Source organism: Bacillus sp. FSL K6-3459, from assembly GCF_038003305.1.
Classification (GTDB): Bacteria; Bacillota; Bacilli; order Bacillales; family Bacillaceae; genus Bacillus; species Bacillus pumilus_O.
This window is the reverse complement of the sequence record NZ_JBBOOW010000001.1, coordinates 2,726,267-2,740,775: the sequence shown is the minus strand read 5'-3', so window position 1 is coordinate 2,740,775 and position 14,509 is coordinate 2,726,267. Positions and strand designations below refer to the sequence as shown.

At 46.0% G+C, this 14,509-nt stretch carries 6 protein-coding genes, 21 tRNA genes and 3 rRNA genes; 27 read left to right on the top strand and 3 right to left on the bottom strand.

Annotated features, from left to right (window positions below; genetic code table 11):
- The first annotated feature begins 436 nt into the window (after window positions 1-436).
- From MHI35_RS13975 to MHI35_RS13860, 24 genes are all read left to right on the top strand, one after another.
- Window positions 437-1,985 (top strand): 16S ribosomal RNA (locus MHI35_RS13975).
- Between the two features lie 182 nt (window positions 1,986-2,167).
- Window positions 2,168-5,098, top strand: a 23S ribosomal RNA gene (locus MHI35_RS13970).
- A gap of 61 nt (window positions 5,099-5,159) precedes the next feature.
- Window positions 5,160-5,275: ribosomal RNA gene (gene rrf, locus MHI35_RS13965) — 5S ribosomal RNA — on the top strand.
- The 16S, 23S and 5S rRNA genes sit together here with 21 tRNA genes alongside, the layout of an rRNA operon.
- Window positions 5,276-5,762: 487 nt before the next feature.
- A tRNA-Val gene (locus MHI35_RS13960) sits at window positions 5,763-5,838 on the top strand.
- A 33-nt stretch (window positions 5,839-5,871) separates the two neighbouring features.
- Window positions 5,872-5,947, top strand: a tRNA-Thr gene (locus MHI35_RS13955).
- Between the two features lie 37 nt (window positions 5,948-5,984).
- A tRNA-Lys gene (locus MHI35_RS13950) sits at window positions 5,985-6,060 on the top strand.
- An 8-nt stretch (window positions 6,061-6,068) separates the two neighbouring features.
- Window positions 6,069-6,151, top strand: a tRNA-Leu gene (locus MHI35_RS13945).
- A 30-nt stretch (window positions 6,152-6,181) separates the two neighbouring features.
- A tRNA-Gly gene (locus MHI35_RS13940) sits at window positions 6,182-6,253 on the top strand.
- A gap of 12 nt (window positions 6,254-6,265) precedes the next feature.
- Window positions 6,266-6,351, top strand: a tRNA-Leu gene (locus tag MHI35_RS13935).
- 11 nt (window positions 6,352-6,362) lie between these two features.
- Window positions 6,363-6,439 (top strand) — tRNA-Arg (locus MHI35_RS13930).
- A 7-nt stretch (window positions 6,440-6,446) separates the two neighbouring features.
- Window positions 6,447-6,523, top strand: a tRNA-Pro gene (locus MHI35_RS13925).
- Window positions 6,524-6,531: 8 nt separating this feature from the next.
- A tRNA-Ala gene (locus MHI35_RS13920) sits at window positions 6,532-6,604 on the top strand.
- A gap of 24 nt (window positions 6,605-6,628) precedes the next feature.
- A tRNA-Met gene (locus MHI35_RS13915) sits at window positions 6,629-6,702 on the top strand.
- Window positions 6,703-6,706: 4 nt separating this feature from the next.
- A tRNA-Ile gene (locus MHI35_RS13910) sits at window positions 6,707-6,783 on the top strand.
- Window positions 6,784-6,790: 7 nt separating this feature from the next.
- A tRNA-Ser gene (locus tag MHI35_RS13905) sits at window positions 6,791-6,883 on the top strand.
- A 29-nt stretch (window positions 6,884-6,912) separates the two neighbouring features.
- A tRNA-Met gene (locus tag MHI35_RS13900) sits at window positions 6,913-6,989 on the top strand.
- A gap of 22 nt (window positions 6,990-7,011) precedes the next feature.
- Window positions 7,012-7,088, top strand: a tRNA-Asp gene (locus MHI35_RS13895).
- An 18-nt stretch (window positions 7,089-7,106) separates the two neighbouring features.
- Window positions 7,107-7,179, top strand: a tRNA-Phe gene (locus tag MHI35_RS13890).
- Between the two features lie 27 nt (window positions 7,180-7,206).
- Window positions 7,207-7,282, top strand: a tRNA-His gene (locus MHI35_RS13885).
- 11 nt (window positions 7,283-7,293) lie between these two features.
- Window positions 7,294-7,367 (top strand) — tRNA-Gly (locus MHI35_RS13880).
- A gap of 17 nt (window positions 7,368-7,384) precedes the next feature.
- Window positions 7,385-7,461, top strand: a tRNA-Ile gene (locus MHI35_RS13875).
- Window positions 7,462-7,467: 6 nt separating this feature from the next.
- Window positions 7,468-7,542 (top strand) — tRNA-Asn (locus MHI35_RS13870).
- 3 nt (window positions 7,543-7,545) lie between these two features.
- Window positions 7,546-7,636: transfer RNA gene (locus MHI35_RS13865), tRNA-Ser, on the top strand.
- 7 nt (window positions 7,637-7,643) lie between these two features.
- Window positions 7,644-7,715: transfer RNA gene (locus MHI35_RS13860), tRNA-Glu, on the top strand.
- A 78-nt stretch (window positions 7,716-7,793) separates the two neighbouring features.
- Here the strand turns inward: MHI35_RS13860 and MHI35_RS13855 are convergent.
- The 3 genes from MHI35_RS13855 to MHI35_RS13845 form a co-directional block, all read right to left on the bottom strand.
- A complete protein-coding gene (locus MHI35_RS13855; RefSeq protein ID WP_088004139.1) occupies window positions 7,794-8,270 on the bottom strand; it encodes a TspO/MBR family protein in 477 nt (158 codons plus the stop codon).
- Window positions 8,271-8,356: 86 nt separating this feature from the next.
- Window positions 8,357-9,091 (bottom strand): TraR/DksA C4-type zinc finger protein, encoded by a 735-nt coding sequence (locus tag MHI35_RS13850; RefSeq protein ID WP_335349331.1) that lies wholly within the window; start codon window positions 9,089-9,091, stop codon window positions 8,357-8,359.
- Between the two features lie 120 nt (window positions 9,092-9,211).
- Complete coding sequence (locus tag MHI35_RS13845; protein WP_012011005.1) at window positions 9,212-10,150, bottom strand: 1,4-dihydroxy-2-naphthoate polyprenyltransferase; 939 nt, start codon at window positions 10,148-10,150, stop codon at window positions 9,212-9,214.
- A gap of 382 nt (window positions 10,151-10,532) precedes the next feature.
- On the opposite strand from MHI35_RS13845, the gene MHI35_RS13840 reads away from it, so the two are divergent.
- Genes MHI35_RS13840 through menH form a run of 3 tightly spaced genes read left to right on the top strand, consistent with a single transcriptional unit; the run spans window position 10,533 to window position 14,495 of the window.
- Window positions 10,533-11,951: an isochorismate synthase gene (locus MHI35_RS13840; protein WP_335349330.1), complete on the top strand. Its 1,419-nt coding sequence runs from the start codon at window positions 10,533-10,535 to the stop codon at window positions 11,949-11,951.
- The gene (gene menD, locus MHI35_RS13835; protein WP_335349329.1) at window positions 11,944-13,686 is read left to right on the top strand and encodes a 2-succinyl-5-enolpyruvyl-6-hydroxy-3-cyclohexene-1-carboxylic-acid synthase; all 1,743 of its coding nucleotides are present in this window, start codon (window positions 11,944-11,946) and stop codon (window positions 13,684-13,686) included. The genes MHI35_RS13840 and menD overlap by 8 nt, the downstream gene beginning before the upstream one ends.
- Window positions 13,671-14,495 carry a 2-succinyl-6-hydroxy-2,4-cyclohexadiene-1-carboxylate synthase gene (menH, locus tag MHI35_RS13830; RefSeq protein WP_144523693.1) on the top strand — a complete coding sequence of 275 codons (825 nt, stop codon included), beginning with the start codon at window positions 13,671-13,673 and terminating at the stop codon, window positions 14,493-14,495. The genes menD and menH overlap by 16 nt, the downstream gene beginning before the upstream one ends.
- Window positions 14,496-14,509 lie beyond the last annotated feature (14 nt).

Sequence of the window (14,509 nt, the reverse complement as noted above, 5' to 3'; positions counted from 1 at the left end):
TAGTTTTCTTCTATTATAAATATACTAAAGACCTTCAGGATCAACAATAGAGAATTCCTGTGACAATCGATCTTTGTATGATTATATAGGAAGAGATAAGGAAAAATAAATTATTTAGAAAAAATACTTGTTTCCTCTCTCAAAAGGTGTTATATTTGTATTCGCCGCTAAAACAGCGCGGTTATTAAATAACATAAAGAAAAAAGTTATTGACTTTATCTTGATAGAATGTTATATTAATAAAGTCGCCTCTGAGAGACGACGAAAATGATCTTTGAAAACTAAACAAGACAAAACGTACCTGTTAATTCGAGTTTTTATAAAAAATCCTATGATGTTTCATAGGTAGTCAGTCAAACGCTGACGAGGCAGGAAATGATCACATGCTAAGTTCGCTACATCGTGTAGCAACGCATGTGTGATATGCATCCTGCATACCTCGGAGAGTTTGATCCTGGCTCAGGACGAACGCTGGCGGCGTGCCTAATACATGCAAGTCGAGCGAACAGAAGGGAGCTTGCTCCCGGATGTTAGCGGCGGACGGGTGAGTAACACGTGGGTAACCTGCCTGTAAGACTGGGATAACTCCGGGAAACCGGAGCTAATACCGGATAGTTCCTTGAACCGCATGGTTCAAGGATGAAAGACGGTTTCGGCTGTCACTTACAGATGGACCCGCGGCGCATTAGCTAGTTGGTGGGGTAATGGCTCACCAAGGCGACGATGCGTAGCCGACCTGAGAGGGTGATCGGCCACACTGGGACTGAGACACGGCCCAGACTCCTACGGGAGGCAGCAGTAGGGAATCTTCCGCAATGGACGAAAGTCTGACGGAGCAACGCCGCGTGAGTGATGAAGGTTTTCGGATCGTAAAGCTCTGTTGTTAGGGAAGAACAAGTGCGAGAGTAACTGCTCGCACCTTGACGGTACCTAACCAGAAAGCCACGGCTAACTACGTGCCAGCAGCCGCGGTAATACGTAGGTGGCAAGCGTTGTCCGGAATTATTGGGCGTAAAGGGCTCGCAGGCGGTTTCTTAAGTCTGATGTGAAAGCCCCCGGCTCAACCGGGGAGGGTCATTGGAAACTGGGAAACTTGAGTGCAGAAGAGGAGAGTGGAATTCCACGTGTAGCGGTGAAATGCGTAGAGATGTGGAGGAACACCAGTGGCGAAGGCGACTCTCTGGTCTGTAACTGACGCTGAGGAGCGAAAGCGTGGGGAGCGAACAGGATTAGATACCCTGGTAGTCCACGCCGTAAACGATGAGTGCTAAGTGTTAGGGGGTTTCCGCCCCTTAGTGCTGCAGCTAACGCATTAAGCACTCCGCCTGGGGAGTACGGTCGCAAGACTGAAACTCAAAGGAATTGACGGGGGCCCGCACAAGCGGTGGAGCATGTGGTTTAATTCGAAGCAACGCGAAGAACCTTACCAGGTCTTGACATCCTCTGACAACCCTAGAGATAGGGCTTTCCCTTCGGGGACAGAGTGACAGGTGGTGCATGGTTGTCGTCAGCTCGTGTCGTGAGATGTTGGGTTAAGTCCCGCAACGAGCGCAACCCTTGATCTTAGTTGCCAGCATTTAGTTGGGCACTCTAAGGTGACTGCCGGTGACAAACCGGAGGAAGGTGGGGATGACGTCAAATCATCATGCCCCTTATGACCTGGGCTACACACGTGCTACAATGGACAGAACAAAGGGCTGCGAGACCGCAAGGTTTAGCCAATCCCATAAATCTGTTCTCAGTTCGGATCGCAGTCTGCAACTCGACTGCGTGAAGCTGGAATCGCTAGTAATCGCGGATCAGCATGCCGCGGTGAATACGTTCCCGGGCCTTGTACACACCGCCCGTCACACCACGAGAGTTTGTAACACCCGAAGTCGGTGAGGTAACCTTTATGGAGCCAGCCGCCGAAGGTGGGACAGATGATTGGGGTGAAGTCGTAACAAGGTAGCCGTATCGGAAGGTGCGGCTGGATCACCTCCTTTCTAAGGATATATGGAGCAGCGTGCGTTTTGGTCTTGTTTAGTTTTGAAGGATCATTCCTTCAAAACATGTCTCTAGCGAGACAGGATTGTTCTTTGAAAACTAGATAACAATAAGTAATACATTCACATTGAATGCAATGCAAAGTTCATCACACATAGTGATTCTTTCTAAAGTAAGAAATGGTTAAGTTAGAAAGGGCGCACGGTGGATGCCTTGGCACTAGGAGCCGATGAAGGACGGGACGAACACCGATATGCTTCGGGGAGCTGTAAGCAAGCTTTGATCCGGAGATTTCCGAATGGGGAAACCCACTGCTCGTAATGGAGTAGTATCCATACTTGAATACATAGAGTATGAGAAGGCATACCCGGGGAACTGAAACATCTAAGTACCCGGAGGAAGAGAAAGCAAATGCGATTCCCTGAGTAGCGGCGAGCGAAACGGGAACAGCCCAAACCAAGAGGCTTGCCTCTTGGGGTTGTAGGACACTCTATACGGAGTTACAAAGGAACGATATAAGCGAAGAGGTCTGGAAAGGCCCGCCAAAGAAGGTAACAGCCCTGTAACTGAAATGTTGTTCTCTCCAGAGTGGATCCTGAGTACGGCGGAACACGTGAAATTCCGTCGGAATCCGGGAGGACCATCTCCCAAGGCTAAATACTCCCTAGTGACCGATAGTGAACCAGTACCGTGAGGGAAAGGTGAAAAGCACCCCGGAAGGGGAGTGAAATAGATCCTGAAACCGTGTGCCTACAAGTAGTCAGAGCCCGTTAAAGGGTGATGGCGTGCCTTTTGTAGAATGAACCGGCGAGTTACGATCCCGTGCAAGGTTAAGCAGAAGATGCGGAGCCGCAGCGAAAGCGAGTCTGAATAGGGCGCATGAGTACGTGGTCGTAGACCCGAAACCAGGTGATCTACCCATGTCCAGGGTGAAGTTCAGGTAACACTGAATGGAGGCCCGAACCCACGCACGTTGAAAAGTGCGGGGATGAGGTGTGGGTAGGGGTGAAATGCCAATCGAACCTGGAGATAGCTGGTTCTCTCCGAAATAGCTTTAGGGCTAGCCTCAAGGTAAGAGTCTCGGAGGTAGAGCACTGATTGGACTAGGGGCCCCTACCGGGTTACCGAATTCAGTCAAACTCCGAATGCCGATGACTTATCCTTGGGAGTCAGACTGCGAGTGATAAGATCCGTAGTCGAAAGGGAAACAGCCCAGACCGCCAGCTAAGGTCCCAAAGTATACGTTAAGTGGAAAAGGATGTGGAGTTGCTTAGACAACCAGGATGTTGGCTTAGAAGCAGCCACCATTTAAAGAGTGCGTAATAGCTCACTGGTCGAGTGACTCTGCGCCGAAAATGTACCGGGGCTAAACGTATCACCGAAGCTGCGGACTGTTCTAACGAACAGTGGTAGGAGAGCGTTCTAAGTGCTGTGAAGTCAGACCGGAAGGACTGGTGGAGCGCTTAGAAGTGAGAATGCCGGTATGAGTAGCGAAAGACGGGTGAGAATCCCGTCCACCGAATGCCTAAGGTTTCCTGAGGAAGGCTCGTCCGCTCAGGGTTAGTCGGGACCTAAGCCGAGGCCGAAAGGCGTAGGCGATGGACAACAGGTTGATATTCCTGTACCACCTCCTCACCATTTGAGCAATGGGGGGACGCAGGAGGATAGGGTAAGCGCGGTATTGGATATCCGCGTCCAAGCAGTTAGGCTGGGAAATAGGCAAATCCGTTTCCCGTGAAGGCTGAGCTGTGATGGCGAGCGAAATTTAGTAGCGAAGTTCCTGATTCCACACTGCCAAGAAAAGCCTCTAGCGAGGTGAGAGGTGCCCGTACCGCAAACCGACACAGGTAGGCGAGGAGAGAATCCTAAGGTGATCGAGAGAACTCTCGTTAAGGAACTCGGCAAAATGACCCCGTAACTTCGGGAGAAGGGGTGCTTCTTAGGGTGTTAAAGCCCCGAGAAGCCGCAGTGAATAGGCCCAGGCGACTGTTTAGCAAAAACACAGGTCTCTGCGAAGCCGTAAGGCGAAGTATAGGGGCTGACGCCTGCCCGGTGCTGGAAGGTTAAGAGGAGCGCTTAGCGTAAGCGAAGGTGCGAATTGAAGCCCCAGTAAACGGCGGCCGTAACTATAACGGTCCTAAGGTAGCGAAATTCCTTGTCGGGTAAGTTCCGACCCGCACGAAAGGCGCAACGATCTGGGCACTGTCTCAACGAGAGACTCGGTGAAATTATAGTACCTGTGAAGATGCAGGTTACCCGCGACAGGACGGAAAGACCCCGTGGAGCTTTACTGCAGCCTGATATTGAATGTTGGTACAGCTTGTACAGGATAGGTAGGAGCCTTGGAAACCGGAGCGCTAGCTTCGGTGGAGGCATCGGTGGGATACTACCCTGGCTGTATTGACCTTCTAACCCGCTGCCCTTATCGGGCAGGGAGACAGTGTCAGGTGGGCAGTTTGACTGGGGCGGTCGCCTCCTAAAATGTAACGGAGGCGCCCAAAGGTTCCCTCAGAATGGTTGGAAATCATTCGCAGAGTGTAAAGGCACAAGGGAGCTTGACTGCGAGACCTACAAGTCGAGCAGGGACGAAAGTCGGGCTTAGTGATCCGGTGGTTCCGCATGGAAGGGCCATCGCTCAACGGATAAAAGCTACCCCGGGGATAACAGGCTTATCTCCCCCAAGAGTCCACATCGACGGGGAGGTTTGGCACCTCGATGTCGGCTCATCGCATCCTGGGGCTGTAGTCGGTCCCAAGGGTTGGGCTGTTCGCCCATTAAAGCGGTACGCGAGCTGGGTTCAGAACGTCGTGAGACAGTTCGGTCCCTATCCGTCGCGGGCGCAGGAAATTTGAGAGGAGCTGTCCTTAGTACGAGAGGACCGGGATGGACGCACCGCTGGTGTACCAGTTGTTCTGCCAAGGGCATCGCTGGGTAGCTATGTGCGGACGGGATAAGTGCTGAAAGCATCTAAGCATGAAGCCCCCCTCAAGATGAGATTTCCCATTCCGCAAGGAAGTAAGATCCCTGAAAGATGATCAGGTTGATAGGTCTGAGGTGGAAGCGTGGTGACACGTGGAGCTGACAGATACTAATAGATCGAGGACTTAACCTATATTCTATTGTGAAGTTTGAACATTGTTATCTAGTTTTGAGAGAACATTCTCTCCATCAGGTTTGGTGGCGATAGCGAAGAGGTCACACCCGTTCCCATACCGAACACGGAAGTTAAGCTCTTCAGCGCCGATGGTAGTTGGGGGTCTCCCCCTGTGAGAGTAGGACGCTGCCAAGCTTGTATAAGGATCAGTTCCATTTGGAACTGGTCTTTTTTGTGCTTCTTGAGAAAAATATGCTGCTGATTGCACTTGTTTGATGAACGTTTCAACACTCTACTCTAGCACATTTACAAGCATATGAAACACTTTGAAAATGAGATCGTGTATTCCAGTTACCTATGAAATAGCCAGTAAAGAGTTAGATGAATAGATGATAGAAAAGCTCTGTATTGAAAATAGAAGATAATTCTAATTCGGACCTCATGGTATCTAATATGAGATGCTAATATTTATGAAGGAATTGCCCATTTTTAAAGAGAATATAGAGTGGAGGAGTTTAAGTGATGAACGTTAGATGACGCTGATTGATTAGAGGAAATAACGGTCATTTGTTAAAAGAAATACGTGATGAAAATTGAAATAAAATTTTTTTAATATAGCCTTTACAAATGATGAAAACCTGTATATAATAATCTTTGTCGGATCGAGAGATTCCTACATAGTGGAGGATTAGCTCAGCTGGGAGAGCATCTGCCTTACAAGCAGAGGGTCGGCGGTTCGAGCCCGTCATCCTCCACCATATTTATTCTTACATAATGTTAGGATAGATAAAGCCGGTGTAGCTCAACTGGTAGAGCAACTGACTTGTAATCAGTAGGTTGGGGGTTCAAGTCCTCTTGCCGGCACCAGTTTCATATGGTAAGATAGACAAGTCGCTTTTAAAGCGAGCCATTAGCTCAGTTGGTAGAGCATCTGACTTTTAATCAGAGGGTCGAAGGTTCGAGTCCTTCATGGCTCACCATGTTTCATGCGGGTGTGGCGGAATTGGCAGACGCGCTAGACTTAGGATCTAGTGTCTTTATGACGTGGGGGTTCAAGTCCCTTCACCCGCATTGCCAAATAAAATAAAGAAATCCTGTAATGCGGAAGTAGTTCAGTGGTAGAACACCACCTTGCCAAGGTGGGGGTCGCGGGTTCGAATCCCGTCTTCCGCTTATACCATCCACGCCGGGGTGGTGGAATTGGCAGACACACAGGACTTAAAATCCTGCGGTAGGTGACTACCGTGCCGGTTCAAGTCCGGCCCTCGGCATTATAAAATAAGCGCCCGTAGCTCAATTGGATAGAGCGTTTGACTACGGATCAAAAGGTTAGGGGTTCGACTCCTCTCGGGCGCGCCATTAAGATCGGGAAGTAGCTCAGCTTGGTAGAGCACTTGGTTTGGGACCAAGGGGTCGCAGGTTCGAATCCTGTCTTCCCGACCATCTTTTATGGGGCCTTAGCTCAGCTGGGAGAGCGCCTGCCTTGCACGCAGGAGGTCAGCGGTTCGATCCCGCTAGGCTCCACTTTTAAAAGATTATTTTGATCATGGCGGTGTAGCTCAGCTGGCTAGAGCGTACGGTTCATACCCGTGAGGTCGGGGGTTCGATCCCCTCCGCCGCTATAAAGGACCTTTAGCTCAGTTGGTTAGAGCAGACGGCTCATAACCGTCCGGTCGTAGGTTCGAGTCCTACAAGGTCCACCATCTATACGGAGGAATACCCAAGTCCGGCTGAAGGGATCGGTCTTGAAAACCGACAGGGGTGTCAAAGCCCGCGGGGGTTCGAATCCCTCTTCCTCCGCCATATTTTTTAAAAACTTAAATTGATATCATCGCGGGGTGGAGCAGTTCGGTAGCTCGTCGGGCTCATAACCCGAAGGTCGCAGGTTCAAATCCTGCCCCCGCAACCAAATTATTTTATACAACCAAAATGGTCCGGTAGTTCAGTTGGTTAGAATGCCTGCCTGTCACGCAGGAGGTCGCGGGTTCGAGTCCCGTCCGGACCGCCATTTTTAAAATGAATACATGGCTCGGTAGCTCAGTTGGTAGAGCAACGGACTGAAAATCCGTGTGTCGGCGGTTCGATTCCGTCCCGAGCCACTTTTATAAAAAAATATTGATAGTATGGCGGTTGTGGCGAAGTGGTTAACGCACCAGATTGTGGCTCTGGCACTCGTGGGTTCGATTCCCATCAATCGCCCCATACATATATTTGCGGGTGTAGTTTAGTGGTAAAACCTCAGCCTTCCAAGCTGATGTCGTGGGTTCGATTCCCATCACCCGCTCCATTTGTATATCCAATCATGGGCCTGTAGCTCAGCTGGTTAGAGCGCACGCCTGATAAGCGTGAGGTCGGTGGTTCGAGTCCACTCAGGCCCACCATGATATTCCGCAGTAGCTCAGTGGTAGAGCTATCGGCTGTTAACCGATCGGTCGTAGGTTCGAGTCCTACCTGCGGAGCCAAATGGAGAAGTACTCAAGTGGCTGAAGAGGCGCCCCTGCTAAGGGTGTAGGTCGCGCAAGCGGCGCGAGGGTTCAAATCCCTCCTTCTCCGCCATTTATCTGGCCCGTTGGTCAAGCGGTTAAGACACCGCCCTTTCACGGCGGTAACACGGGTTCGAATCCCGTACGGGTCATACTTAAAAGAGGTCTTGTCAAAGATCTCTTTTTATTTTCTCCAAAAAAAGAAAGACCGCCATTATAGCGGTCTTTTTTTACATGTTCATGGAATAGATCGTATAAGACAAGTATGTTGCAAAGAAGCCCCATAAGACATAAGGGATGAGTAAAATTGGAACGACTTTGCTTAGTTTACGCGAGACGATTACAAGAGCAAGTGCTGTCAGTGCTACAAGCAGGCAATCGATCGTAGCGGCAAATAAATCTTTTTGTGTAAATTGAAAAAAACTAAAGGCTTGATTAAATACATAATTTAAAAGAAAAAGAATCCAAAATGGTAAAGTGATTTTTTGAAATCCATATTTTCCATAAATGATCGCTGCGGACAACGAGATGAGAGCAAATAAGACAGCCCATACAGCACCAATTACACCACCACTCGGTGTCCATTCCGGTTTATTTAATGCATCATACCACTCTCTGTCAATCGGAAACAGGAAGCCGGCAATAGAAAATAATGCGTATGTAATAAAGAAGACAATCACTGCCCATATGATACTTTTTCTTGCCATTAAGAATCTCCTCCAATCAAATTCACTCTTAAAGTGATTTCCCAATTATTACATGATATAAACATGAAGCCCCCATTATGAGGGGACTAATGATTTTCTTCTGTATAAGGTTCTTCTTCGTACGGCTTCAAATCACCAAATACGGTCATGACGCCTTCTTCGTCCAATGCTTCTTCATAAGCTTCGTGGGCTTTATTTGGATACACCTTACTTGCTTTTCCCTCAATATCAGCAGCTGCGAATCCTTCATAGTCTTCGACATAATCTTCATCCTCTGATTGTGTATACACATCATCGTATGTCAATGGAGGAAATTCCATATCGGATGGTGTATCAGAGTTTCCATACCGTTCTACGTCTTGATATGCATCCTCTCCATCGTAGGCTGCACTTTCTTCATTTTCGAATTGCCCTGAGGGCGGACTTAATAAATCCTCTTCAATTGGCCGGTGTTGGGAAACGGTTTGTTCTTTTGAATGCTCTGTGCATGTGACGGCACTAGGTAAGGCCTCTAAGCGTTCCTTTGGGATAGGGGTTTTACAGACCTTGCACTGGCCATAAGAGCCGTCTGTGATGGCTTGAAGTGCTTCATTGATGTCTAACAGATGTTCATGTTCCAAACTGTTTAACGCAATATCTTTCCCGCGTTCGAACAGCTCTGTCCCTTGATCACCTGGATGATTATCATAGGCTGACAGATCTCCGACAGAATCATAAGGAAATGATACTTTTTGTTCATCGTTATGGCTTTTGGCTTCGAGTTCGTGTTTTTCATCGAGAAGTCGCTGCTTCAAATGGTGTAATTCGTCTTTAGACAACAAAGCGATCATCCTTTCATATCAAACATAATGTTAGTATGAGCAATTTTGTCTGTAAGAATAGTTCCAATTTGAAGCAATTCCTTATGAAAAAACGCCTGCGGCTAGGGCAGGCGTTCTTTGTTAAGCAATATAGTATTGTAAGATCAAAGCGATTGTTAGCAGGAAACCGAAAAATGTATTGGTTTGAGCTGTCGATTTCATGGCATTCATTAATTCAATTGGTTTTTCTTTTTGCTTAAATTCTTTGATAGCTGTATATGCTTTTGGGACACTGAGTAAAACAAGAAGACTCCAAAGGCCGACAATATCTGTAAAGATATAAACAAAAATAAGTACATATGAGATCAAAAACATGGAAAGTAAAATGTTCACTGCCGCTTTTCGCCCAGCAAGGATAGCAAGTGTTTTTCGTCCATTTTCTTTATCGCCGTCTAAATCACGGATATTGTTCGATAGTAAGATGGCACCAACTAAAATAGAAATTGGTAATGAGACGAGAACAGCTTTAGACGTCAGTGTGCCTGTTTGAATATAGAAACTGATCAAGATAATTCCTAGTCCCATAAAAGCACCTGACACAAGTTCTCCAAACGGTGTATATGCAATAGGAACAGGACCGCCTGTATAGAAATAGCCTGCTGCCATACAAATGAGTCCTATCAGTGCAATCCACCAGCTAGACATCATGCAAATGTATACTCCCAGTAGTAAAGAAAGCGCAAATAGTGCATAAGCAAGGCCGAGAACTGTTTTTGGCTTTACACCATTTCTGACAATGGCGCCGCCGATACCGACAGATTTCTCGTTGTCCAATCCGCGAACAAAATCAAAGTATTCATTAAACATGTTCGTTGCGATTTGAATAAACATAGATGCAAACAGCATAGCTAAAAATAGCCCAACATGTATTTGACCACTTGGAAGTGCTAGAACAGTTCCTAAAGTAACGGGAATAAATGCTGCTGTTAATGTATGCGGTCGTAGTAAATTCCACCAAATACGCCAGTTCTTATCAGGCTTAATCGGTGAAAGCTGATCTGATATCGATTGATGCTGCATAAAATATACTCCTTTAAATAAAAAAATACGTACACGTCCAAATTCCAGTTTAGCAAAGTTCAAAAAGGTGTCAATATATTGATGCGATGAAACCAGAAAAAGATGTTTGCTAATCGTTGCCATATCGAGAGAAAGCTTGATTCTAGAACAAGACTTTCCATTTTTCTTATAGATGCTCTCGTTTCAAGAAGCGGGAGCGAAAAAATCTAGAAAGCGTGATATAATAAGGATTCGAGGTTTTAAAAGCTGTTTTCTTTACTAAGTTCATCTGTTAAGGTTTATAATAGAAAAGCAGGTCATTCGACATACTCGGATGTTCACGTATTTTTTCATGATGGTTTTATTTTTTTATGTTATTTCATGGATTTTGGAGGAATGTATCATGGTGACAACAGTGCAAAGTACTTTCCGGCAGGAAGCGCTTGCGACATTAGAAGAAGCGAATAACGTCAACCATGCTGTTTTGATAAGCTACTCCAGAAGAGTTGACGATCTGGATCCTCTTGCCTTTTTCCAAAGCGGCGAAGCGGATTTTTTAGGCGAGCGGTTTTTTTGGTCTGATCCAGAAAGCAAAATGATATTTTCTGGACTTGGCAGAGCGGCCGTTATTAAATCATCTGAGCAAGGCAAGGAACGATTTGATACTGTCCATCAAGAATGGGAACAGCTGAAGCAGCACATGTTCCATTTTCATGATGAGAAGGAGTTAAGGCAAGCGGCTGTTGGTCCGCTTTTATTTGGTGGATTCTCATTTGATCCGTATGAAGAGAAAGCGCGTCATTGGGAAGCTTTTGGTGAGGCTCATTTTTTTGTGCCATCGATGATGCTCACTGTCTCGAAAGAAGGCACGTTTCTTACGATCAATGAATGGAAGCAGGTGGATGGAAATGTTCATCAGCTCATTCAAGAATTAGAACAAAAAGCTTCTCATTTTGAAACATTACCGCTTAGACATGATGGACAAGCTGAACTTGTTCATATGGAAGAACTAGATGTGAAGGAATGGATGAAGGCGATCCAAGAAGCGACAGACCACATTCGTGCAAACGAATATGAAAAGGTTGTTTTAGCAAGAGAAGTCTTGCTTCACTATAAAAATCAAATTGAACTCGCTCCACTGTTATCAGAATTATTAAAGCATCAAACAACGAGTTATGTATTTGCGGTTGAACAGGGGAGACAAGCATTTGTCGGAGCTACGCCGGAACGCTTAGTGAAAAAAAGCGGCGGAGAGGTCTTTTCATCTTGTTTAGCAGGTTCGATTGTTCGTGGAAAAAATGAATCGGAAGATCGAGCATTAGGCGAAGAACTGCTACATGATGAGAAGAATTTGATTGAACATCAAATTGTTGTCAATATGATTGAGCAAGCATTTGAGGCCAATTGCCTTCATGTGCACAAACCAAATCAACCTAGTCTATATAAAACAAAAAACATTCAGCATTTGTTTACACCGATTGTGGGAGAAATTAAAAACAACTGTTCCCTCTTTTCATTAATTGAACAGCTCCATCCGACGCCAGCATTAGGCGGATATCCGAAGGAAAAGGCAGTTGAGGTCATTCGGGAAATCGAACCGTTGAAACGTGGCTGGTACGCGGCGCCGGTGGGGTGGATTGACTCTCAAGATAATGGAGAATTTGCTGTCGCTATTCGGTCAGGTCTTATTGAGGAAGACCATGTTCGTTTGTTCGCTGGCTGCGGCATCGTAGAGGATTCCCTTGCAAAACAGGAGTACGAGGAAACGCAAGTGAAATTAAGACCAATGCTATCTGCCCTTGGAGGTCGTCCTATTGAATAATCACATCATGACAACATATATTGGCAGATTGATGGATGAATTTGTCCAAGGTGGCGTACAAGAGACAGTTGTCTGTCCAGGTTCTCGTTCAACCCCGCTTGCAATGCTGGCTCTTGCCCACCAAGACATCAATGTCCATGTATTAGTGGATGAACGGTCTGCTGCTTTTTATGCGCTTGGTCTTGCAAAAGCAAGTCAAACACCAGTGCTGCTTATTTGTACATCAGGTACAGCAGCAGCTAACTTTTACCCAGCTATTGTAGAGGCACATTATTCCCGTGTACCACTTATTGTTTTAACTGCTGATCGGCCGCACGAATTGAGGGAAGTTGGGGCACCTCAAGCGATTGATCAGCAATTCTTATTCGGTAAGTTTGTTAAATGGTTCACAGACTTAGCATTGCCAGAAGAAAGTCAGGCGATGTTACGCTATGTTCAGACTGCTGCGGCAAGAGCAAATCATATGTCAATGCAAGAGCCGAAAGGACCTGTACAAATCAATGTCCCTCTGAGAGAACCATTGCTTCCGGATTTGTCTATTGATCCTTTCGACAGAGAAGAAACAGACAGAAAAAAGGTATTAGCTACAGGTCAGGCTTACCCAAATGATGATGCGCTATCTGAAATTGTGACGGTCATGAACCGTTTCAAAAAGGGGCTGATTGTGTGTGGAGAGCTTCATACACAGAAAGAAAAAGAGGCAGTGTTACGTCTTTCAAAAACCTTACATATGCCGATTTTAGCGGACCCGCTTTCTCATTTGCGAAATGGTCATGAGCATGCAGATCTTATTATTGATGCGTATGATTCTTTATTGAAAGATGAAGCATTGCAGCAGCATCTATTGCCGGATATGGTCATTCGTTTTGGACCGATGCCTGTGTCTAAACCTTTATTCAAATGGCTGGAAAAACATGCGGAAGTGAATCAGATTGTTGTTGATGCTGCTGGAGGTTTTCGAGATCCTGGATTGAGTGCTTCATACATCATTGAAAGTAATGTGGCAGCTTTTGTAGATGAAGTAGTCAATAGAGCGGATCAACGTGAGGATACAAGCTTTCTAAAGCGCTGGAAGGATGCTAATTCATCATTCAGAACGCATGCTTCCCATTATTCTGATGAGGATCTGTCATTTGAGGGGAATGTGTACCGTCAGCTTCAGTATCTATTGCCGAAGGAAAGTGTTCTTTTTATCGGAAATAGTATGCCGATTCGTGATGTGGATACATTTTTTGAAGCGCAATCGAAGCCTTTTCGAATGATGGCGAATCGAGGCGCAAATGGTATAGATGGTGTCGTGTCTACAGCACTTGGCACGTATGCGGCTTTGAAACAGCCAGTCACCTTAGTGATTGGAGATTTATCATTTTACCATGATATGAATGGTCTCCTTGCAGCTAAGTTGATGGACATTCCACTGACGGTTGTGCTGTTAAACAATGATGGAGGAGGCATTTTTTCTTTCCTTCCGCAGGCGTCTGAGGAACCGTATTATGAAAAACTCTTTGGTACACCGACTGGACTGAATTTTGAGTATGCTTCTAAGCTGTATGGGGGAACCTATTCGAAACCTTCAACGAAACAAGAATTCCATGACGTCTATAAGGCGCATATAGAAGAGCCTGGACTTCATTTAATTGAAATTGAAACAGATCGGCATTCTCGTGTAAGCAAACATCGTCAAATGATGGATGACATATTGGAAGAAGTGAAAAAAGAATGTCTTCTTTCATAATACGAATGCGTGATGGTGTGGCGTACGAGGTAATAGATCAGAATCCATCAGGTGAGAATGCCACGCTATGCTTACACGGTTTTACTGGAAGCGCGACTTCTTGGAACCTTTTGAATGCTTATATGGATAATACAAGATTGATTCAAGTCAGCTTGCTTGGACATGGCCGCACGGACTCACCAGAAAGTATAAGAAGATATGCGATGTCGCATCAACTGGCAGATCTTGCAGAGATTTTAAACCAATTAAAGCTTCACAAAGTGAATATTCTCGGATATTCTATGGGAGGACGTATTGCTTTATCATTTGCCTATCGTTATTCAGAGCGAGTCAACAAGTTGATTTTAGAGAGTACCTCTCCAGGGCTTCGCACGTTTAAAGAGCGGATGGCAAGACTTAAACATGATCATCAGCTCGCTCAGAAAATGAGACATGAAGGTTTAGTGGAGTTTGTGGATTTTTGGGAGAGTATCCCACTATTTGCTTCGCAGAAAACTTTATCAGCACATGCGCAGGCTCAACTAAGAAAGGGAAGGCTGAAAGCCAATCCGCTTGGACTAGCTCGTAGCTTAGAAGGTATAGGAACAGGTTCGCAGCCCTCTGTTTGGAAGGCATTAAAGCATTTGAATTTACCTGTTTTGTTGATTTGTGGAGCGCTTGATGAAAAGTTCTGCAATATCGCTACACGTATGCAGCAGGAGCTTGAAGGCAGTCAATTTATATTGGCTGAGCAGGCTGGGCATACAGTTCATGTGGAACAACCACATTTTTTTGGTAAAATAGTTAGTGAGTTTATTAACCAAGATTAGAGGAGGAACTATTG